Here is a 21,496-nt window from a genome sequence, read left to right on the forward strand (position 1 = left end):
CGTCATACCCCGGTGCAACGCCAGCGGCCCCGGATCCCCGTCACCGGACACCGACACGACAGCCGGCGGTGGCGTCACCAACTCCGCCCCAGCGGGACAGGTGCCGGACACGGCGTCACCTCCTCAACCCGTCCCCACCGCCCCGACCCCCCTCGAGTCCGGGCAACACCCATCCTTTACTACATCATCTAGAGACATTTCTGGTGGTGAGGGTTCCACTGAACAGGCGTGCGCTGAGCAACCCGCAACCCCTGAATCGCCTCTACAGAGTTGAGGCACGCGGGGCCGCGACCTCGGCCGTCCCGGTGTGGACAGCGCGTGGAGTGGAAGGACAGGGTGTGCGGAACCGGGAGACGGCGAGGTCCGTGCCGGAGCCTGAGAGCGGTGAGCCGGAGGGCTGGGTCTGGTGGCGTCCGGTGCGGTGGCACAACATGCTGCTGGCGCTGTGGACGACGGTCTGGTTCTTCGTGGCCGAACGCCACGGGGCCGTCTCCTGGCACTATCTGCGCCAGGGCCAGGAACTGCTCTTCAACCAGCAGTCCGGCGGCGGCCTCGCGCTCTACGCCAACCACCCCGAGCTGCAGATCGGGCCCGTGAGCTTCCTGGTCGCCGGGCTCTTCGCGCCGTTCTCGCCCGCGGTGGGCGAGAAGCTCGCCGACATGTTCATGTCCGGGCTCGGCCTGTACATGCTGGTCCTGATCGGCAGAGCCGCCGCCGACCACTACCGGGGCACCGGGATCAACCACCGCCGCCTCCAGCAGCGGGTGCTGATCGCGGGCGCGGCCTTCATCCCCATGTGGGTGGAGGTGTCGGTACGTTTCGCCCATCTGGACGACGTCCTGGCGCTGTTCTTCACCACGCTCGCCGTGCGCTCCCTGGTCCGCGGCAACGCCACCGCCGTGGGCGTCTTCCTGGCCCTCGCGGTCGCCAGCAAGCCGTGGGCGGTCGGCTTCCTGCCGCTGCTCCTGGCCCTGCCACGACCCGCGTGGCCGCGTGCCGCCGCCTGGCTCTTCGGCCTGGTGGCCGTGGCCTGGCTGCCCTTCTACCTGACCCACACCGACACCCTGGCCGCGACCCGTTTCACCATCCCCAACCAGCCGGCGTCGTCCCTGCGCTGGTTCGGTGTGCACGATCCCGTCACGCCCTGGTGGGACCGACCGGCCCAGATGGGCCTCGGCCTGGCCCTGGGCACCCTGGCCGTCCGTCGGCACCGATGGCCCGCTGTCGTCCTGCTCGCCGCGGACGCCCGCATCGCGCTCGACCCGAGCGTGTACACGTACTACAACGCCTCAGTCCTCCTCGGCACCCTGATCTGGGACTCGATCGGCCAGCGGCGCCTTGTCCCCTGGGTCAGCTGGATCGCCCTGCTCTCCCTGTACGGCAGTGCCCTGGTCGTCCCCTCGGACTCGGTCCGGGGACTCATCCGCCTCGCCTTCACCCTCGGGTCGGCCGCCTACGTCCTGTTCTGGCCGCAGCGCACCCCGCGCGGCAAGCGGAGCAGCAGACGGCCGCCGGCCCCGCCGCCATTCCCGGGCCCGGGAATGCCCGAGTGGGGCGTTCCGGACGGCCCCTCGCCGCGGCCGGCGCCTCCCCGCGTCCCCCCGCCCCGCTCCGGGTCCGACCCCACGCGTCCCGACCGGACCCGGCGTCGCATGCCACGCTCGACCACATGACGCCCGTATGACCGAGCGCGAGGAGGCCGCTCGCCGCGCTGACCGCTGTGAGGCTGGCCGTTCGCGGTGACGCGGGGCACTCTGGTGGGACGGAAGCGGGAGCCGTCCGGGGGAGGAACGATGAGAACGATTGCCTGGCCGTGGTTCTGCGCCTGGTTCGCCGTCGGCGCACTGGGCTCGCTCGGTGTGCTGACCGTCCTCAGCGTCGGCGTCTACCTGCTGCCGGTCGCCCTCCTGGCGGCCGCCCTGGTGGCCACCCGGCGCAACGCCGCGGCCGGACTGCCGGGACTCGTCTCCGGTCTCGGCGCACCGCTCCTCTACGTCGCCTTCCTCAACCGCGGCGGCCCCGGCACCGTGTGCACGACCACGACCACCGGCCAGTCGTGCGTGGACGAGTACAACCCCTGGCTGTGGCTGGCCGCAGGGGTGCTTCTCCTCCTCGCGGGGATCGTCTTCGGCGTCCTACGACAGCGAAGGACGACACCGCGCTGAGCTCACGGGCGCAGCGCGGTGTCGAGGGCGCGCAGGAGCTCTCCCACCCGTCCGCCTCCGGCAGGCGCGCGAGGCAGACGGCCGAGTACCGCGACGACGGTCGCCGGCGCGTGCTCGCGCGCCCAGCCGAGGGTGTCCCCGACAGCGCTCCGAACCCCTGCGGGAGCGAGCTCCTCGGCGCGTGCCGCGTGTACTGCCGCACCGAGGACGTGCTTGACCTGATGGGCGTCGGCCAGCGGGTGGAGGAACGCGGCCGCGGCCGCATGGCTCGCGGCCCGCGCCGCGTCGGCTGCCGCAGGGTGCGCGGCGGGCGTCTCCTGCGCCGCTTTGAAGGCCGCCCACCCGTGCCGCCGCAGCGCCGCCGTGCGCCGCCCGCCCCCGGCGAACCCGTCCGCCGCCGCGATCGCCTCGCGAGGGCGGGCATCGGTCGGCCGGGCCACCTCGAACAGCCCCAGCACCCTGCGGGCGCAGTCCGCCGCGTACCCCGCGACCTCACGGAGTTCCCCCTCGCTCAGCTCGATCCGCTCCGAGTCACCCGCCACGGCCCCATTCTGCCGCGGGCCGCCGCCCGCTCACCGGGTCCAGTAGCGGAGGTTGCGGAAACGCGCCTCCGCGCGGCCCGAGCCGTGGTCGTAGACGCCGTTCTTGAAGTAGCGGGTGGCCGGACCACGGTCGGCGGCGGTCAGGACGAGGGAGTCGTCGAAGTAGACCTCGACCGTGCCGGTCCCGCTGCTCGCGTGGTGGGCGACCTTGACGTTGAACCAGGTGTCGTAGGCACCGGCCTTCAGAACCGTGCCGTCATAGCGCCGCACCGTACCGCCGCCCGTGTCATAGACGTCGAGCATGATGTCGGTGGCGGGCGTGCCCGACGGGTGGACGCCGCGCAGGATCTGGACGAAGGTCGCGTTGTCCGTGCCGGACGGGAGGTACACGTCGCCGTCCCACATGTGGTCGCCCGTGGTGTAGTCGACGTTCCAGCGCATCTCGGTGCGCGGGTCGGTGGAACTGCCCTGCTTGAACGGTTCGTCGGTGGCGTACACCCACATCCGGTCCACCCCGCCGCTGTGACTGTGCCGCGCACCGAGATCGAGGTTCCACGGCTTGTCCCAGCCGTAACTGAAGGACGTCTGCGTCCAGCCGGCGGTCGGATCGGCGGCCGCGACGGCGTGCGCGGCGGCCGGAAGGCCGAACGCGGCGCCACCGGCCAGCAGACCGGCGCCCGCCCGTAAGACGGATCTCCTGTTCACCGTGTGCCCTTTCCTGTGAGGGAGCCGAGGTCGACGGCGTCGGCCATCGCCTGCAACCCGGCGTCGTCGAAGTGCAGATGGTCGCCGGAGTCGTACGCCGGCAGGATCCGGTCGGGTGCGGCGGGGTCACGCACGACGGCGTCGAAGTCCACCACCGCGTCGAAGATCCCGCCGTCGCGGATCAGGCCGTCGACGGACTGCCGCACCGCCTCGCGCGCCGCGGTCCAGCCGCCGTGGCCGCCGTACGGCGTGATCGTGCCGCCCACGACGCGGATGCCGCGGGCGTGGCAGCGCGCCACGATCTCGCGGTACGCGGCCTCGAAGGCGGCCGGGTCGGTCTGGGCGGGGGTGCCCTTGATGTCGTTGATGCCCTCCACGAGGATCACGGCGCGCACGCCGCTGTGGGAGAGCACGTCCGCGTCCAGCCGGGACAGCGCGCTGGGACCGGTGCCGTCGAGCAGCACGCGGTTGCCCGCGATGCCCGCGTTCAGCACGCCCAGGCGCCTCGGCGGGGGCAGTTGGGCGAGGCGGTCGGCGAGCCGGTCGGGCCAGCGGTGGTTGGCGCTCGCCGTCGAACCCGACCCGTCGGTGATGGAGTCGCCCAGCGCGACGACGCTGCCCGCGGCCGGTGCGCCGAGCACGTCGACGCCGGTCAGGTAGTACCAGGAGCCGGTGGTCGTGGTGTACGCGGCGCCTGCCTGGTCGGCCGTGTGGTCCCCGGCCGGGGCGATGAACGACGTCTGCAGCGCCGAGTGGTGATAGGTCGCCGGGCCCGAGTCGCCGGGAGTGTAGAGGCTGACCAGCAGGTTGGCGTCCGCGGGCACCCGCAGCGGGACGGGATCGCTGACGGCGTCCGCGCCCGCCGGCACCTCGGCGGAGGCGGCGCCGTGGAAGGTGACCCTGCGGACGGTTCCGGCCACCGCGTTCGGGCTCTTGGGGGCGCCGGGCTCCTGTACGGCGACGGTGACGGCCCCGAGTTCGAGCGGTGCCGTACCGAGCCGGTTGGACACGCGGACGCGAGCCGCGCCGCCGCCGACGCTGGTGTGGATCACATTGCGCACCGACTGGCCGGGCAGCTCGGCGGTGGTGGCGGACGGGGCCGCCTCCCACGTGCCCGTCCAGACGGGCCCGTCGGGTCTGTGCGGGGCAGGTGCGGCCGCGCTCGCCGGTAACGGCAGGAGCGCGAGGGTGAGAGCGGCGGCGGGAGCCGCGAGCAGACACCGGAGCGTGAACGTGCGCATGCCGTGCAGTCCTTCCGGTCGGGAGTCGGACGCAGGCAACCGCAATACATCGGAGGAGTCAAGGGATGGAACAAGGGTTGAGGAGGTGATCGAGCGTCAAATTACCTAGTAGATAGGTGCTGTTGAGCAAGGCTTGTCAGTGTCCTTGCCGTTGACAGGCGACAGAAGCCTGCCTAGGTTCTTCGCCGATACACCCGATGTATCGAAGAGCCGTCAGTCTGGAGGACGATGATGACCTCGCAGCCGGGGAAGAGCTCGCCGGTGCGGTGGAGAACGGCGGTCGCGGCCCTGTGCGCCGGGCTGGTGGCCGCGCTCGGCACCACCGCTCCCGCGCGGGCGGAGCAGGGCACCGCGCGGCGCGCCCAGGTCTGGTCGCTGTCCGCCGCCGCGCACGACGCACCGCACGCGCGCGTGTCCCTGGACGGCACCACCGGCGCGCTGAGCCTGTCCGTGTCCCGCGACGGCCGTACGGTCATCGAGCCGTCGCCCGTCGGCATCGTCACCGAACAGGCGGACTTCTCCAAGGACCTGCGCTTCCTGCGGCGCAGCGACCGGCTGGTCGCCGAACACTACCGGACCAGGTCCGGCAAGCGCCTGGACCGCCGGGTCCGGATGAACGAGACCCGCCTGTCCTTCGCCACCCCCGCCGGCGCCCGCCTCGACCTCGTGGTCCGCGCCTCGGCCGACGGCATCGCCTACCGCTACGTCCTGCCCACCGGACACGGCGACGTCCTCGGCGAGACCTCCGCCTTCAACCTCCCCGCGGACGCGAGCGCCTGGCTCGACACCTACCGGGTCGACAACGAGGGGCAGTTCAACTCTTCGTACACCGCCGCGGCCGCCCCCACCGGCGAGTACTCCGACCAGGCCCTCTTCTCCACCGCAGGCGGCTACACCCTGCTCGCCGAGTCCGACCTCACCGGCCGCTACTCCGGCGCCCGGCTCGCCCACGACCAGGGCACCGGCACCTACCGGATCAAGCTCGCCGACGACCGGGTGCACACCACCGGCCCCCTCGTCACCCCCTGGCGCGCGATGATCACCGGCGACCTGGCCACCGTCACGGGATCCACCTTCACCGACGACCTCGCGCCCGCCGCCAAGGCCGCCGACACCTCCTGGATCCGGCCCGGCACCGTGCTGTGGACCTGGCTGGCCGGCGGCCGCGCGGCCGGGCAGAGCCTCGAGGCGCAGAAGGCGTACGTCGACTACGCCGCCGCACGGCACTGGCCCTACGAGGCCGTCGACGCCGGCTGGTACTTCAAGAGCGACGCCTGGGACACCACCGACCCGAACTGGCAGACCGACAGCTGGATGCCCCAACTCGTCGACTACGCCCGCGCGAAGGGCGTCGGCATCGTCGTCTGGATCCACCAGCGCGACCTCGCCACGGCCGAGCAGCGCGCCCAGTGGCTGCCCACCCTGGAACGCTGGGGCGTCAAGGGAGTCAAGATCGACTTCATGAACTCCGAGGCGCAGTCCATGCTCCAGTGGTACGACGACGTCCTCAGGGACACGGCCGCCCACCACCTGATGATCGACTTCCACGGCTCCACGCTCCCCAAGGGCATCCAGCGCACCTGGCCGCAGGTCATGACCATGGAGGGCGTCGGCGGCGAGGAGAAGCGCACCAACACCGCGACCCACCTCACCACGCTGCCCTTCACCCGCAACGTCATCGGCTCCATGGACTTCACCCCCGGCGGCTTCCAGCGCGTCGGCCAGCGGCCCGACTCCGACGCGGCCGAGGTGGGTCTGACCGTCGCCTACGAGTCGGGCCTGCAGATGCTCGCCGGCACCCCGGAGTCGTACGACGCCCGGCCACTCGCCCGTGACTTCCTCCAGCAGCTCCCCGCCGCCTGGGACGACACCCGGCTGCTCGCCGGACAGCCCGGTCAGGAGGCGGTCCTGGCCCGCCGCAGCGGACAGCGGTGGTTCCTCGGCGGGGTGTACGCCGGCGCCGCGCACACCGCCCAGGTGCCGCTGTCGCTCGGTCCCGGACGGTGGCTGGTGCAGACGATCCGGGACGGCGCCGACAGGCTCGTCCAGGACCGGGCGGTGCTGCGCGGCGGTGACACCCTGAGCGTCGACGTCGTCGCCAATGGCGGCTTCGCCGGCATCGCGTGCCCGTGGCGTCCGGGGGTCACCACCTGCCACCGCTGAGCAAAGCGGCCGGACAAATGCGGTGGTGCGCGTCCGGTCCCCGGACCAGCATGGGACGCATGACCGAGCAACCCGCGCGATGGAGCCAGGCGACCGTCTACCCCGACATGTGGGCCGACCCGGACGACGACCCCCGCGAAGGACCGAGTCCGGAGGGCGAACGCGCCACGCTGGAGGACTATCTGACGAACTATCGCCTGACCCTGCGGATGAAGTGCGAGGGGCTGGACGCGGAGCAACTCGCCCGCCGGTCGGTGCCGCCGTCGACCATGTCGCTGCTCGGCCTGATCCGCCACCTCGCCGAGACGGAGCGGGACTGGCGCAACTGGATGACCGACTCGGACCCGCTGCCGAAGCTGTACGGCGACCCCGACGGGGACTTCGACGGAGCAGTCGCCGACCAGGCCGTGGTCGAGGAGGCGTACGCCGCGCTGGAGCGTGAACAGGCAGCGACGGACGCCGCGTTGGCCGCGCATCCGGATCTCGGCGAGCGCCTCGGCAAGGACCGGATCTCGGTCCGGGAACTGCTGGTCCACCGGATCGAGGAGTACGCCCGCCACTGCGGCCACGCCGACCTGCTGCGCGAGTGCGTCGACGGACGGGTGGGCCAGTGATGGCGGCGGCAGGTCACTGAACGGGCGGTGGTCCGCTGCTCTCCCGGACCACCAGTTCCGTCGCCACCTCCACCCGGGTCGTCTCCGGCGCCTGCCCCGACAGCAGGCGCAGCACCATGCGGGCGGCGAGCGCGGTCATGTCGGCGACGGGGGTGCGCATCGTCGTCAGGCGGGGCGTCACCCAGTCGGCGAACGGCAGGTCGTCGAAGCCGACCACGCTGACGTCGTCCGGGATGCGCAGCCCCCGCTCGGCCGCCGCACGGTAGGTGCCGAGCGCCTGGTGGTCGCTGCCCGCGAAGATCGCGGTGGGCCGGTCGGGCAACGCCAGCAGATCCAGGGCGTGTTCGTGGGCCAGCCCGTGGGTGAAGTCGCCGTGGCGGACCAGGGCCGGGTCGAAGGGGAGCCCGGCCTCCGTCAGCGCCGAGCGGTAGCCGTCGACGCGGGCGCGTGAGGTCAGTCGGCGCTCCGGGCCGCTGATGACGGCGATGCGCCGATGGCCGAGCTCGATGAGATGACGGGTCGCGGCCAGCCCGCCGGGCCAGTTGGCCGCGCCCACCCAGGGGACGCCGGGCGCGGGTTCGTCGATCGGGGCGACGAGGGCGTACGGGATGCCGAGCCCGGCGAGGTCCGCCTGCTGCCCCGGGGTCAGTTCGGGGACGACGAGGATCGCGCCGCGGGTGGGGCGGGTGGCCAGCGAGTCGAGCCACTGGCGCGCCCTCTTCTGCCGGCCGTGCGTGGCGGAGACGACCAGCCCCATGCCCGCCTCGTGCAGCACGTCCTCCGCGCCGCGGATCAGCTCCACCGCCCAGGGGCTGTCCAGCTCGTTGAGGACCAGGTCGATCAGCCCGCCCGGTGGAGCCGCCGTGGCCGCAGCCCGCGGCCGTGCCAGATAGCCGTGCCTCTCCAGGAGGCGCTGCACCTTGGCCCGTGTCCCCGCCGAGACATCGGACCTGTCGTGCAGCACCTTGGAGACGGTCGACACCGAAACCCCAGCCTCTTCAGCGATTTCGGCCAGAGTACGCCGCCTCGCGTCGCCGGATTCTGTCCGGACTGTTGACGTCATCGGATGAATCTCCTACGTTTCCGGGACGGTCACAGATTGCGAAAACTATCGCAAGGTGGAGAGGGCACATGAGACCCAGGCACCTGTCCGTACTGGCCGCCGTGGCGGCCCTGTTCGCCGTTCCGCTCCCGGCGCACGCCGCGGCCCCCGCCCGCACCTACCAGGTGGCTCCCTGGGGCAGCGACCACGCGCACGGCCGGCCGACGAGCCCCCTGCGCACCATCGGTGCCTGCCTGGCCCGCGTCCACCCCGGCGACACCTGTCTGATCCACCGCGGCACCTACCGCGAGCAGGTCACCCCGCCCTCCGGCACCAAGGACGCCCCGATCACCCTCGCCGCGTACGGCGACGGGCCGGTGACCGTCGACGGGACCGAGAAGGTGACCGGCTGGAAGGACGCCGGCGGCGGACTGGTCGCCGCCGACACCGACCTGCCGCTCGACCCCGACCTCAACGCGGTGTTCCTCGACAACGACCGGGCGGCGGAGGGCCGTTGGCCCAACTCGGGCCCGGACCCGCTGAACACCACCTGGGCCGAGGCCGACCCCACCTCCACCGACCAGCACATCGACGACACCGACCTGCCGGACGCCGACTGGACCGGCGCCACGGTCCATCTGTGGGCGGGCTCCAACCCCTGGGCCCAGCAGACCGGCACGGTCACCGCGAGCGCGCCCGGCAAACTGGACTTCAAGGGCGGCAACCACCGCTGCCCGCCGCTGTGCATGGGCGACCAGAACTACCGCAACTACTACCTCGTCGGCTCGAAGGCGGCCCTGGACCAGCCGGGGGAGTGGTACTACGACAAGGCCGCGCACCGGCTCTACCTGGTCCCGCCGAAGGGCGGCATGGCCGGGCACACGGTCACCGCCAAGCACCGCCTGTGGGGCGTCGACCTGACGGGCAGCTCCCACGTCACCGTGCGCGGCCTGAACCTGTGGGGCACCTCCCTGCGAACAGGCCCATCCAGCACGGGAGTTGTGGTCGACGGACTGCACGCCACCTACATCTCCGAGTTCTCCACCCTCCCCATGCCGCCGGACAGCGACCTCGCCGTCCCGCCCGCCGAAGGGCACATCGTCGCCTCCCGCATCCTCGACTCCGGCGTGCAGATCCTCGGCACCGGCAACACCCTGGAGAACAGCGAGATCTCGCAGTCGGCCGGCGACGGCGTCCTGGTGCGCGGCGGGCACAACACCGTGACCGACAACTACATCCACGACGTCGGCTGGATGGGCAGCTACACCCCCGGCATCGAGATCAACGGCAACGACCACACGGTCACGCACAACACGGTCCGCCGCACCGGGCGCGCCGCCATCGACACGGCGTGGCAGCTCAACGGGGCCGAGTTCCACGGCAACCGGATCGCCTACAACGACCTGTCCGAGGCCATGCGGACCTCCCGCGACGGTTCGCCCTTCTACGTGTGCTGCAGCCTCGACGCCTCCGGCACCTCCATCGACCACAACACCGCCCACGACGCCGACGGCCAGGTCGGCTTCTACGTCGACAACTACTCCGGCCACTTCCTCCTCCACCACAACGTCGCCTGGAACACCGGCAGTCGGGGCACCTTCTTCAACGGCCACACCGGCCCGAGCATCGCCAACCAGGACCACAACTCCAGTTACGGCGTGGGCATCAACGGCACCTCGGTCCAACTGAGCGGAGCGACCGACGCCTCGGGGTCGTACATCAGCAACATCGTGGGACCGATGCCGGTCAGCGTGACCCAGAAGGGCGATCCGCTGCCGGTCGTCCGCTCCAACCTCGTCACCGACCGGGCCGGATACACCGACGCCGTCAACGGCGAGCTGTGGCCGACCGCCGGCTCACCCGTCATCGACGCCGGCGAGACGATCGACGGCATCACCACCGACGTACGCGGCGCGGCCCCCGACATCGGCGCCTACGAGTACGGCGCGCCGATCTGGTCGACCGGCTGCGACCTCCCGGGCTGCGGGGAGCGCGTCCGGCACGGCGCGTGGACCGCCACCGCGAGCGACGGCACCGACGCCTCCGCCGCCGTCGACGGAGACATCAACACCCGGTGGACGGCGGCGAGCCCACAGACCCCCGGACAGTCGCTGACCGTCGACCTGGGCGAGCCGAAGACCTTCGACCGGCTCTCCCTCGACGCCGGACGCGACACCAGCGGCCAGCCCTACGGCTTCGCGGTCTCCGTCAGCCGCGACGGCAGCCACTTCAGCGGCACCCTCGCCCGCGTCGCCGGCCGCTCCTTCACCCAGGACGCCACCTTCCCGCCCCGCACGGCCCGGTACGTCCGCGTCACCCTCACCGCGAGCGGCCCCTCCCCGTGGGTGATCAACGACCTGCGCCTTTACGGCGACGGACCCGACGCCGCCGGCACCCTCCAGGCCGAGCAGGCCACGTCCGCCCACGGGGTACGGCGGGACACCGCGGCCACCGGCGTCATGGCCTCCGGCGACTGGATCGCCTACCAGCGGGCCGGCGCGTACGGCGACCGGCTCACCGTACGCCTCGCCTCGACCTGCGCCGCCGGCTGCGTTCTGCACCTTCGCCTCGGCGGCCCGGACGGGCCGGTGGCCGGCACCCTGCCGGTACGCGCCACCGGCTCCACCGACACCTGGCAGGAGCAGTCGGTCACCCTGCCCCACCGCCTGACCGGCACCCACGACCTCTACCTGGTCGCGAAGGGAGGCCCCCAGGTCGCGGCCTTGGACTGGCTGAGGATCCGCGAGTGACCCGCGTCGTCGGGCGGGCGGCTCACGGCTTGCGGGCCAGCCCGCCGTGCTCGGCGACCACCTCCGGCGTCGCCGAACCCGGCTCCGGACGCCACCGGGTGACGGAGACGACGCCGGGGTCGACCAGTTCCAGCCCCTCGAAGTAGGCCGTGATCTCGTCGACGGTCCGCAGGTTGTACGGGACGGCACCGCTCTCGTTGTAGGCGTCCTGGGCCTGCTCGAAGACCGGGTCGATACCGCGCGAGCCGTCGTCGACGACGAGGTAACTGCCGGAGGGCAGTGCGGCCATCAGCCGGGTCACGATGGAGCGGGCCTCGGCGTGGTCGGCGACGTGGCCCAGGATGTTGCTGAGGATGAGCGCAGTGGGGCGGCCGAGGTCCAGCGTCTGGGCGGCGCCCGCGAGGATGCGGTCCGGGTCCCGCACGTCGGCGTCGATGTAGGCGGTCGCGCCCTCGGCCGTGGAGTAGAGCAGGGCACGGGCGTGGGCCAGGACCAGCGGGTCGTTGTCGACGTAGACGATCCGTGCGTCCGGGGCGTGCTGCTGGGCCACCTCGTGGGTGTTCTGGGCGGTCGGCAGACCGGTGCCGACGTCCAGGAACTGCCGGATGCCCGCCTCCGTGACCAGGTAGGTGATGGTGCGGCGAAGGAAGGCGCGGCTGCCGCGGGCTATGGTGACGATGCCGGGGAAGACAGCGGTGTAGGCGTCGCCGGCCTCCTCGTCCACCGGGTAGTTGTCCTTGCCGCCGAGCCAGTAGTTCCAGATACGGGCGGAGTGCGGCACCGACGTGTCGATGTCCTGGTGCTGCGCGGGTTCGGGCGTCGTCACGGGGTCGCTCATGGGTCGGGTCCGTCCTTCGGCCGAGGCGTGGATCATTCACGCCCCAACCTACGTCCCAACACCCCCTCGGCACACGCCGGTTCTGCTTTCTCTGACGCGGCGCCCGCCTCAGAGCCGTGGTGACCGGCGCACCGTCAGGACGGCGATGTCGTCGTGCTGGCCGTCGTCGCCCGCGAACGCGCGGGCGTCCTCGTAAAGGGCCTCCGGGAGACCGGTGGGGGAGGAGAGGTCGAGGTGCTTCGCCAGGCGCTCGTCGACCGGGTAGAACGCGCCGTCCGCCGCCCTGGTCTCGGTGAGGCCGTCGGTGCTCAGCAGCAGTGTCGCCCCCTGCGGGAAGTCGAACCAGCCGACGGTGGTGGGCTCGGCGGCCAGTTCGGCGAGACCCAGCGGCACACCGGTGTCCAGGTCGGGCTGAGAGACGGTGCCCTCGTCCACCACGAGGGGCGGGATGTGCCCGCAGTTGACCGCCTGCACCTCGGTGTCCTCGTCCACGCCGATGATCAGCGCGGTGACGAACCGCTCGTCGTCGCCGGAGTGGGCGGCATAGGAGTTGTGCCGTACGACCGAGGCGTCCAGGGCGTCGACGAGCGCGGTCAGGGTGGGCTCCCGGTGGGCGGCCTCACGGAAGGCGCCGATGACGGCGAACGCGGCGCCCACCGCGGCCAGCCCCTTGCCCTGCACGTCGCCGATCAGCACGCGCGTGCCGAAGGGCGAGTCGACGACGTCGTAGATGTCACCGCCGACCAGCCGGTCCTCCTGCAGGGGTTCGTAGACGCCGTTGACCAGCACGTCGCCGGTGACCAGGGGCAGGGGGTGCAGGATGTGCCGCTGCATGGCCGCGGCGGTCGAGCGCAGCCGCAGCATCTCGTTCTCGCGCCGGATGCGGCGATGACCGGCGTAGACGGAGGTCACCCCCAGGGCGAGGGTGAACAGGATCAGCAGCGAACGTTCCAGCCAGTGGCCGCCGGTCGGCGCCCGCAGCACCGTGGTGACGGTGACGACGACGGCCGTCCACCCGGCGACGAACGCGGTCTGCCGGACCGTGCACAGCGTGGACGCCGTGCTCGGCAGGAACACCAGCAGCCCCAGGATCCACACCTCGGTCCCGGACAGGGCACTCAGGAACTCGACCAGCACGGTCGCGGCCAGCGCGCCGAGCACCACCTCGGCGTTGCCCGGCGACTGAACGACGTCGAGGACTTCGACGGGTCTCCTCCGTCGTCGGATGTCGGCGGCCATGCGCACTCCCGGGCAGGTGTTGATCTCCTCAAACGGTATGCCACGTTCGACCGGATGCGGGAGGCGCACCGCCTCGGTGCCGGGTCAGGGCACGGTGATGACGACCTGACCGGTGGGGCGGGTGCCGTCGTAGGCGTAGACATGGACCTGGACCGGGCTGCCGCCGGGTCGCGCCGCGACGAGGGAGAGGGCGACGAGACGACCGGCGCGGTCCTTCGCCACCGTACGGACGCGCACGGAGGCGGTGGGGGACACGACGACCGTGCGGCCGTGGGAGCAGTCGGAGGAGAGGGAGACGACGCGGGGCGCCGGACCGCCGTGCTGCCGGGTGGTGGAGTCGGGCAGCCGGGAGGTGGCCGGGGCGGCGGGCATGCCACGGGTGACCGCTCCCAGCCGGGTCGTTCCGATGGATTCGGCGCCGCTCCAGAACGTCACCCCGCACAGCTTGAGCGGGGGCCCGCCACTGCGCACGTCGGGCTGAAAGCAGCCGGCGGCCCCGGCGGCCACGAGGGCCAGGCAGGCGACCGACAGCGCGCGGTGGTGCGGAGTCCGGGGCATCGGCGTCCTCCTCGTACGGATCGGATCGGCGCTTCACGCGCGGCCGGCCGTGCCGACCACTCCTGAGACGGCGAGGGCGCCGGAAACGTTCGTTGCCCGCTAGGTGAACGGAGCGGCAACCACGAGCCGGTGGACCGACGGCCGTCGGATGAGCGAGCACACACCGTCCCAGGCCGAAGGCGAACGGGACGACGACCGGAACAGCGAACGCGGCGACGCAGGCCACGAGCCGCCCGGGACCACTCCCTCGCAGGCGGAAGGGGAGCGGGAGGACGAGGACGACGATGACGAGGACGAGGAGGACGAGGAGGACACCGACGAGGGGCCGGGGGCGTCGCCCGGGCTCGTCACCCGCGATCACGTACGTGAACTGCTGGCGGCGCACGTAAGCGCCCTCGACGTCATGTCCCGCACGGAACTCGTCCGCCGGATCGGTACGGACTCGCCGTCCGACCGCGAACTGGACCTGCTGGCCGGCACGTTGAACACCATGGTCGCCCAACTCGGCGCCTGAGTACCGGCCGCAGGACCACGGGTGCCCCGTCCCCGCTACACCTGGTCCCCTCCGCGCGAGCTCTTCGCCCCGGCCTTCGGTGCCGTCCTTGGCGAGCCGTCCGGGGACAGCAGGGCGGCGGCGGCCCGGCGATGCAGCGCGTCCACCGTGGTGAGCTGGCGTTCGGCCCGGCGCAGCAGCTCCTCCAGGCGGGCGGTGTCCAGGAGCGGTTCCGTCGGGGCGGCGCAGAGCAGGGCGTGCCAGAGCATCGCCTTGCCGGCTATGCCCGTTCGCAGGGCCTCGAGCTCCACAAGCACCGTGAGACCGGAGCGCCGCAGCAGCCGTCCGTTGGGCTTCGCCCGCGCGAGCTTCTCGCCCACCCACGCCCCGTAGACCTTGTAGCGCCTCGTGGGCGCCCGCAGCTCCGTCATCAGCCGCAGCAGGGCCTGGCGGTCCTGTGAGATCTCCACCTCCAGCGTGCGCAGTTCCTCGCCGTACGGCGTGTCCGCGTGCTCCTGGGCCATGCGGCGCGCGAGCCGCGTACCGGCCGTCGCGCCCGCCAGATGATCGTTGAGATAGATGCCGAGGATTCTCTGCCGACCGGGACCCTCGCCCGAGCCCCGTACCGAAGCGCTCATGGTCTTCCTCCGCCTTCCGTAACCTCTTGACGCTCGGCGAGTGCCCCGGATGGCGCGGTCGACCGCCCCGATCCGGGCACACGATGATCCGTCGGCCGGGTGCGGGAAATGCCACGGTGGGTCAGAGTGGGTAGGCTGGTTCGCCCCTCCGGCTGCGAGGGAGGAGGAATCCGTGTGCCGACTTTTCGGTCTCAGCAGCGCTCCGGAACACACCCGTGCCACCTTCTGGCTCCTGGACGCACCCGACAGCCTCAGCCGGCAGAGCCGTCGCGACCCCGACGGCACGGGCCTGGGCTACTTCACCGCCGACGGCGCCCCGCGCATCGACAAGGCGCCCATCGCCGCCTACCGGGACCGCGCCTTCGCCGAGGAGGCCCGGCAGGTGCGGTCCGTGACCTTCCTCGCCCACGTGCGCTTCGCCTCCACCGGCAGCCTCGACGCCCGCAACACCCATCCGTTCCAGCAGGACGGGCGCCTGTTCGCGCACAACGGGGTCATCGAGGGTCTCGACGACCTCGACGACCAGCTCGGCGACGACAGGTCGCTGGTCGGCGGCGACACCGACTCCGAGCGGTTCTTCGCCCTGATCACCCGGGAGGTCCGCCGCAACGGAGGCGACGTGACCACCGGCATCGAGCAGGCCGCGGGATGGATCGCCCGCAACCTGCCCGTCTACGCCCTCAACCTGATCCTCGTCACCGCCGACGAGCTGTGGGCACTGCGCTTCCCGGACACCCATGAGCTGTACGTCCTGGAGCGTGCGGCGGGTGGGCAGCACGGCAGCCGGCACCTGGACCACAGCGGCAGCAACGGCCGGATGCGCGTCCACTCCGCCCACCTGGCCGACCACCCCGCGGTCGTCGTCGCCAGCGAACGCATGGACGACAACCCCCGCTGGCGCCTCCTGGAGGCGGGCGAACTGCTCCACGTCGGCCCCGACCTCCGTACCACCCACCGCGTCGTCCTGCGGGAGCCCCCCGCCCACCAGCTCACGCTCGACGACCTGCACCCGGACGCCGCCGCCTCCCAGCGAGCCGCCTGATACCGCTCATATGTGAGGCCCATGCGTCAAACGCGCACGCGGGGGCGCTTAGTCATCGCCGCTCTGGGCACTTGGGGGGACGTCATCACAGCCGCCGCGTCCACCCGCCGAGGACAGGTTCCGACAGGACGCGCGGAGTCCGGGCAAGACCTCGAGGAGTGTCGTGAACGTACGCATCGGAGTCGAGGAGGAGTTCCACCTCCTGGAGGTGGAGAGCGGACTGCTCGTACCGCGCGCCGACCGGGTCCTGCGACGGCTTCCCAGCCGGGGCTTCACCGCAGAGCTGCACCAGTCCACCGTGGAGTCGAACAGCGGGGTGCACACCTCGCTGGACAGCCTGTACGCCGACCTCTCCCGGACCAGACGGCGGCTCGACACGGCCGCCTCCTCGCTGGGTCTTGCGGTGGTGGCCGCGGGCACGGCGCCCCTGGCGCCCGCCGCCTCCGGGCACCCCACCGCCGACGCGCGCTACCGCCACATGGTCGAGGAGTACCGCCAGGTGGCCGACGAGCAACTGATCTGCGGTGCGCAGATCCACGTGGACATACCCGACCGCGACACGGCGGTGGGCGTCATGTGCGCGATCTCGCCGTGGCTGCCCGTGCTGCTCGCGCTGTCCGCGAGTTCGCCCTTCTGGCAGGGGTCCGACACCGGCTACGCCAGCTGGCGCACCATGGTATGGCAGCGCTGGCCGACCGCCGGGCCGGTGGGCTGCTACGCCGACGCCGCCCAGTACGACGCCGCGGTCGACGAACTCGTCCGGGCGGGGATCATCAGCGATCCCGGGATGATCTACTGGGACGTACGGCCGTCCGCGCACCTGCCCACGCTGGAACTGCGCATCTGCGACGCCTGCCCGCGCGTCGAGACGGTCGTGCTCATCGCGGGGCTGTTCCGGGCCCTGGTGACGGACGCCCGCGAGCGTCGAACGGCCGGTGCCCTGACGTGCGACGGCCATCACGAGTGGTTGCGCGGCGCCACCTGGCGCGCCGCGCGGTCCGGCCTCGAGGGGACGTTGGTGGACCCCCGGACCCGCCGGGAGGCACCCGCCGCACGGGTCGTCCGCAAGCTGCTCTCCCGCCTGCGCCCCGCGCTCGAGGCCCATGGCGACTGGCAGACCGTCAGCGGCCTCACCAGGCGGGCCCTGACGGAAGGCAGCGCCGCCCGCTCCATACGCCGCACGGCCGAGGAAGAGGACCTGCTGGCCTGCGTCGACATGCTGATCGCCGAGACCCGCGGCGAGCGCAGGAACAGCCGGCCCTCGGCGCACGGCCGCAGGAAGCCCCGGGGCTCCGTCACGGGCCCAGCGGGCGCCTCCGCCACCTCCGGTACTCCGGAGGTCATCAGCCGCTGACCCGCGCCATCACGCGCGGCCTTCCCCCTACGTCCCAGGAGAGGTTCTTCCATGCCCAGCCATACCGTCGGGGCCGCGACCGGCAGGCGCGGCCCGCAAGGCGCCTTCCGCATCGTGATCGCCGAGACACGGAACGGAAGGGAGGTGGCGCACCATGTGCGGGCTGGTCGGTGAGATCACCTTCGACGGCGGGCGGCCCGACCTCGCGGCCGTCGCGCGCATGAGCGACCGGCTCGCCGCCCGCGGACCCGACGGGCACGGGATCTGGACCCGCGACGCGGTGGCACTGGGCCACCGGCGCCTGAAGATCATCGACCTCTCGGACCTCGGCGCACAGCCGATGACCGACACCGACGGCGAGCTCACCGGCGTCTTCAACGGCTGCGTCTACAACTACCGGGAGCTGCGCGAGGAACTGCGCGGCCTCGGCCACCGCTTCGCCTCCACCTCCGACACCGAGGTCGTCCTCAAGGCCTACCTGCAGTGGGGCACCGCGTGCGTCGAGCGCTTCTACGGCATGTTCGCCTTCGCCCTCGTCGAGCACCGCACCGGCCGCGTCGTCCTGGCCCGCGACCGGCTCGGCATCAAGCCGCTGTATCTGGCCCCGGCGCCGGGCCGCCTGCGGTTCGCCTCCACCCTGCCCGCCCTCCTCGCCGCCGGCGACGTCGACACCACCATCGACCCGGTCGCCGTCCACCAGTACCTGACCTGGCACGCGACGGTCGCGGCACCGCGGACCGTCCTGAACGGCGTGCGCAAGCTCCCGCCGGCCACCGTGCGCGTCGTCGAACCGGACGGCACCCACCGCGACCACCGCTACTGGCAGCCGTCGTACACCCGCCGGGCGGAGTACGCGGACATGGGCCCCGACGAGTGGCGGGACGCGGTGCTGGAGGCCCTGCGTACGGCCGTGCGCCGACGGATGGTCTCCGACGTGCCCGTCGGGGTCCTGCTCTCCGGCGGCCTCGACTCCAGCCTGATCGTGGCGCTGCTGGCCGAGGAGGGCCAGCGGGATCTGATGACGTTCAGCGTCGGCTTCGAGGCCGAGGGCGGCGAGCAGGGCGACGAGTTCCGGTACTCGGACCTGGTGGCCCGCGAGTTCGGCACCGACCACCGCCGGATGATGGTCCCCTCCCAGCGGGTGTCGACGGACCTGGACGCCACCGTCGCCGCAATGAGCGAACCCATGATCAGCCATGACGTGGTCGCCTTCCACCTGCTGTCCGAACAGGTCTCCCGCGAGGTGAAGGTCGTGCAGAGCGGGCAGGGCGCGGACGAGGTGTTCGCCGGGTACCACTGGTACCCGGATCTCGCCGAGGTGCCGCGCGAGGAGGAACCCGCCCGGTACGCCGAGGTCTACTTCGACCGTCCGCACGCCGACCTCGCCCGCGTGCTGCAGCCGGACATGCTCCCCCCGGACGACGTCTCGGGCCGCTTCGTCGGGGAGCACATGGCACGCCCCGGCGCGCAGACCGCCCTGGACGCCGCGCTGCGTCTGGACACCCACGTGATGCTCGTCGACGACCCCGTGAAGCGGGTCGACAACATGACCATGGCCTGGGGCCTGGAGGCCAGGGTGCCGTTCCTCGACCACGAACTGGTGGAGCTGGCCGCGGCCTGCCCCCCGGAGCTGAAACTCGCCGACGGCGGCAAGGGCGTACTGAAGGAAGCGGGCCGCAAGCTGCTGCCGCGGGAAGTCGTCGACCGCCCCAAGGGGTACTTCCCCGTCCCCGCCATCCGGCAGATGGCGGGCCCCGTCCTGGACCGGGTGCGCGAGGCGCTCGAAGCGCCCGAGGCGAGGAAGCGCGGGCTCTTCCAGGACGCGTACGTGGCCGAACTCCTTCAGGCCCCGGACGAGCACCGGACCAAGCGGGGGGCCAACGCCCTGTGGCAGGTGGCCCTGTTGGAGATATGGCTGCAGACGCACGGAATCCAGTGACCGGAGAGCCCGCCGCGCCGAACGCCGGGGCTGCGCCGCCCTCCTCCGGCGTCGCCCCGGAGGCGGTGCCGCTGCCCGACGCGAGAGGCCACCGTGACGCGGTCACCCGGCTGCGCGCGCACGGGTGCTGGTACCCCTCCGCCGACCCCGACGGCGCCGAGGCGGCCTTCATCTGCGACCGGGGCGGCGTGCCGCAGCTGTGGGCCGGCCCCGTGGACGGTGAGGACGTCCGGCTGCTCGACGCCTCCCCCGACCCCGTCATCGAGGTGTCCTGGTCCCCGGACGGCCGCTGGATCGGCTACACCACCGCGCCCGGCGGCGGCGAGCACACCCGGGTGCTGTGCGTACGGCCCGACGGCACCGGACGGCGCATCCTGGCCGGGGCCGACCCCGACACCTCCGCCCATCTGGGCTGCTGGGCGCACGACGGATCGGCCGTCGCGGTCACCCTCGCGGCGCCGGTCACCCGCGCCCACGTGAACGGCACGCGGCCGTCCGCCCCGGCCGACCCGGGCGGGACGGACAGCCGCGCGGCGCTCCTGGGCACCGCCACCGACCTCGTGGGGCCGGGGGCTGTCACCCACGCGGCCCCCGCCACCCGCGCCGGTGGCGGGCTCGCGGCCTACCTCGTCGATCCCGACGGTCTGATGTCTCCCGTGTTGCTGGCCACGGAGGCGCACGCCGCCACCCTGCGGGTCTGCGATCTCAGCGCCGACGGCGCCCTCGCCCTGCTGCGCCGCGGGCCGCGCGGACGCCGGGAGGCGGTGGTGAGGCGGCTGGACGACGCGACGACGACGGCCACCCTGCGGGTAGCGGACGGTGATCCGTGGATCGGCCGGTTCTCTCCCGACGGGCGGACGCTGTGGCTGCGCAGCGACGCCCACCGCGAGCACGCCGCGCTGTTCGAACTCGTCCTCGACGCCGACGGCGTGCCGTGCGGCCGCACGGTGGTGGCGGAGCGCGCGGGCACCGGTCTGGAGCTGCTGTCCCTGGGCCACGACGGCCGCACCGCCGTTCTCGCCTGGAACGTCCAGGGCGCGAGCGAACTGGAACTCGTCGAGACCTTCCCCGCGGCCCCCCTCCCGGACACCACCGGCCCCGCGCGACCGGTATCCCTCCCGCACGAGGTAGTCACCCGGATCGTCCCCGCCGGGGCCGGCCGGCTGCTGCTCGCCCTGTCCGGCTCCCGCCGCCGCCCGGGCGTGTGGTGGGCCCCCGAAGGGGTGTCCCTGCTGCGCACCCCCTGGTCCGCCCGCGACGAGGACACCGTCCCGCCCGGCCGGCCCCCGGCACGCCCCGTCTCCCTGCGGCCCGTGGCACGCGACGGCCTGGTCCTGAGCGGCTGGTACCACCGGGCTCCGGGCCGCGCCCCGGGCGAACCGGCACCCTGCGTCCTGTACCTGCACGGCGGCCCGGAGGAACAGGAACGCCCGCTGTTCAACCCGCTCTACCACGAACTGCTCGGCCGCGGACTGGACGTCTTCGCCCCCGACGTCCGCGGTTCCGCCGGGCACGGCAGGTCGTTCGTCGACGCCGACCTGGGCGAGGGCCGCTTCGCCGCCCTGCAGGACGTCGCGGACTGCGTGGCCCACGTCGTGGAGGCCGGCCTCGCGGACCCGACCCGACTGGCCGTCATGGGGCGCTCGTACGGCGGCTACCTGACCTACGCCTCCCTCGTGTGGCACCCCGACCTGTTCCGCACCGGCGTCGCCGTCTGCGGCATGTCCGACCTGCTGACCTTCTTCGCCGGCACCGAGCCCTGGATCGCCGAATCGGCCGCCCACAAGTACGGCGACCCCGAACGCGACCGCGCGTTGCTGCGCGCCCTGTCGCCGATGAGCCGTGTCGACGCGCTGCGGGTCCCCCTGCTCGCCGTCCACGGCGAACACGACACCAACGTCCCGCCGGGGGAGTCCGAGCAGTTCGTGCGGGCCGCGCGCGCACGCGGCCTGCCCGCCGACCTCCTCGTCCTGCGCGACGAGGGCCACGAATTCCTGCGCGCGGACAACCGGCGACTGTTCCGCCGGGCCGCGGCGGACTGGATGCAGCGGCATCTCGGGCCCCGGTCGTGATCGCTGGCGGGTTTCGGTCCGCGCACGAGGTGAACCCGGTGTACGGGTCGAGAGGGCCGTAGGGCCTCGACGCCCCTAACCGGGGGGCCGACTTGGGAGGA

General features: G+C 72.6%; 18 protein-coding genes. 10 read left to right on the forward strand and 8 right to left on the reverse strand.

Annotated features, from left to right (window positions below; translation table 11 throughout):
- The first annotated feature begins 365 nt into the window (after window positions 1-365).
- Both ACIRVK_RS35595 and ACIRVK_RS35600 read left to right on the forward strand, forming a co-directional pair.
- Window positions 366-1,673 carry a hypothetical protein gene (locus ACIRVK_RS35595; protein WP_404254562.1) on the forward strand — a complete coding sequence of 436 codons (1,308 nt, stop codon included), beginning with the start codon at window positions 366-368 and terminating at the stop codon, window positions 1,671-1,673.
- 120 nt (window positions 1,674-1,793) lie between these two features.
- Complete coding sequence (locus tag ACIRVK_RS35600) at window positions 1,794-2,165, forward strand: hypothetical protein (protein WP_404254564.1); 372 nt, start codon at window positions 1,794-1,796, stop codon at window positions 2,163-2,165.
- Window positions 2,166-2,167: 2 nt separating this feature from the next.
- Here ACIRVK_RS35600 and ACIRVK_RS35605 read toward each other — a convergent pair whose 3' ends face one another.
- Genes ACIRVK_RS35605 through ACIRVK_RS35615 form a run of 3 tightly spaced genes read right to left on the reverse strand, consistent with a single transcriptional unit; the run spans window position 2,168 to window position 4,653 of the window.
- Entirely contained in the window at window positions 2,168-2,707 is a 540-nt protein-coding gene (locus ACIRVK_RS35605; RefSeq protein WP_404254566.1) for a putative immunity protein, read from the reverse strand.
- A 30-nt stretch (window positions 2,708-2,737) separates the two neighbouring features.
- The gene (locus ACIRVK_RS35610; RefSeq protein ID WP_404254568.1) at window positions 2,738-3,412 is read right to left on the reverse strand and encodes a cinnamyl alcohol dehydrogenase; all 675 of its coding nucleotides are present in this window, start codon (window positions 3,410-3,412) and stop codon (window positions 2,738-2,740) included.
- Window positions 3,409-4,653 (reverse strand): SGNH/GDSL hydrolase family protein, encoded by a 1,245-nt coding sequence (locus tag ACIRVK_RS35615; protein WP_404254570.1) that lies wholly within the window; start codon window positions 4,651-4,653, stop codon window positions 3,409-3,411. Before ACIRVK_RS35615 ends, ACIRVK_RS35610 begins: the two co-directional genes overlap by 4 nt.
- A 228-nt stretch (window positions 4,654-4,881) precedes the next feature.
- Between ACIRVK_RS35615 and ACIRVK_RS35620 the strand changes: the two genes are divergently transcribed.
- Together ACIRVK_RS35620 and ACIRVK_RS35625 are read left to right on the forward strand one after the other, a co-directional pair.
- On the forward strand, window positions 4,882-6,816 hold the full coding sequence (locus ACIRVK_RS35620) for a glycoside hydrolase family 97 catalytic domain-containing protein (protein ID WP_404254572.1): 1,935 nt from the start codon (window positions 4,882-4,884) through the stop codon (window positions 6,814-6,816).
- A 50-nt stretch (window positions 6,817-6,866) separates the two neighbouring features.
- Window positions 6,867-7,430 (forward strand): DinB family protein, encoded by a 564-nt coding sequence (locus tag ACIRVK_RS35625; RefSeq protein ID WP_404254574.1) that lies wholly within the window; start codon window positions 6,867-6,869, stop codon window positions 7,428-7,430.
- Window positions 7,431-7,443: 13 nt separating this feature from the next.
- Here the strand turns inward: ACIRVK_RS35625 and ACIRVK_RS35630 are convergent, their stop codons facing one another.
- Window positions 7,444-8,493, reverse strand: a complete 1,050-nt coding sequence (locus tag ACIRVK_RS35630) for a LacI family DNA-binding transcriptional regulator (RefSeq protein ID WP_404254576.1) — start codon at window positions 8,491-8,493, stop codon at window positions 7,444-7,446.
- A 68-nt stretch (window positions 8,494-8,561) separates the two neighbouring features.
- On the opposite strand from ACIRVK_RS35630, the gene ACIRVK_RS35635 reads away from it, so the two are divergent.
- Entirely contained in the window at window positions 8,562-11,222 is a 2,661-nt protein-coding gene (locus ACIRVK_RS35635; RefSeq protein WP_404254578.1) for a carbohydrate-binding protein, read from the forward strand.
- A gap of 22 nt (window positions 11,223-11,244) precedes the next feature.
- Here the strand turns inward: ACIRVK_RS35635 and ACIRVK_RS35640 are convergent, their stop codons facing one another.
- The 3 genes from ACIRVK_RS35640 to ACIRVK_RS35650 all read right to left on the reverse strand — a co-directional run bounded on the left by ACIRVK_RS35640 (window position 11,245) and on the right by ACIRVK_RS35650 (window position 13,857).
- Window positions 11,245-12,060, reverse strand: coding sequence for an SAM-dependent methyltransferase (locus ACIRVK_RS35640; RefSeq protein WP_404254580.1), 816 nt, complete (start codon window positions 12,058-12,060; stop codon window positions 11,245-11,247).
- A gap of 108 nt (window positions 12,061-12,168) precedes the next feature.
- Window positions 12,169-13,299: a PP2C family protein-serine/threonine phosphatase gene (locus ACIRVK_RS35645; protein ID WP_404254582.1), complete on the reverse strand. Its 1,131-nt coding sequence runs from the start codon at window positions 13,297-13,299 to the stop codon at window positions 12,169-12,171.
- Between the two features lie 84 nt (window positions 13,300-13,383).
- Entirely contained in the window at window positions 13,384-13,857 is a 474-nt protein-coding gene (locus ACIRVK_RS35650) for a hypothetical protein (RefSeq protein ID WP_404254584.1), read from the reverse strand.
- Between the two features lie 148 nt (window positions 13,858-14,005).
- On the opposite strand from ACIRVK_RS35650, the gene ACIRVK_RS35655 reads away from it, so the two are divergent.
- Window positions 14,006-14,371: a hypothetical protein gene (locus ACIRVK_RS35655; RefSeq protein WP_404254586.1), complete on the forward strand. Its 366-nt coding sequence runs from the start codon at window positions 14,006-14,008 to the stop codon at window positions 14,369-14,371.
- A gap of 35 nt (window positions 14,372-14,406) precedes the next feature.
- Here ACIRVK_RS35655 and ACIRVK_RS35660 read toward each other — a convergent pair whose 3' ends face one another.
- A complete protein-coding gene (locus ACIRVK_RS35660) occupies window positions 14,407-14,988 on the reverse strand; it encodes a hypothetical protein (RefSeq protein ID WP_404254588.1) in 582 nt (193 codons plus the stop codon).
- 172 nt (window positions 14,989-15,160) lie between these two features.
- Here ACIRVK_RS35660 and ACIRVK_RS35665 point away from each other — a divergent pair, with 172 nt between their 5' ends.
- From ACIRVK_RS35665 to ACIRVK_RS35680, 4 genes are all read left to right on the forward strand, one after another.
- On the forward strand, window positions 15,161-16,030 hold the full coding sequence (locus ACIRVK_RS35665) for a class II glutamine amidotransferase (RefSeq protein WP_404254590.1): 870 nt from the start codon (window positions 15,161-15,163) through the stop codon (window positions 16,028-16,030).
- Between the two features lie 163 nt (window positions 16,031-16,193).
- Window positions 16,194-17,384, forward strand: a complete 1,191-nt coding sequence (locus ACIRVK_RS35670; RefSeq protein WP_404254592.1) for a glutamate--cysteine ligase — start codon at window positions 16,194-16,196, stop codon at window positions 17,382-17,384.
- A gap of 154 nt (window positions 17,385-17,538) precedes the next feature.
- Window positions 17,539-19,323, forward strand: coding sequence for an N-acetylglutaminylglutamine amidotransferase (locus ACIRVK_RS35675; protein WP_404254594.1), 1,785 nt, complete (start codon window positions 17,539-17,541; stop codon window positions 19,321-19,323).
- On the forward strand, window positions 19,296-21,395 hold the full coding sequence (locus ACIRVK_RS35680) for a S9 family peptidase (RefSeq protein ID WP_404254596.1): 2,100 nt from the start codon (window positions 19,296-19,298) through the stop codon (window positions 21,393-21,395). Before ACIRVK_RS35675 ends, ACIRVK_RS35680 begins: the two co-directional genes overlap by 28 nt.
- Window positions 21,396-21,496: the final 101 nt, after the last annotated feature.

It is taken from the genome of Streptomyces sp. NPDC101152, assembly GCF_044768275.1.
Taxonomy (GTDB): domain Bacteria; phylum Actinomycetota; class Actinomycetes; order Streptomycetales; family Streptomycetaceae; genus Streptomyces.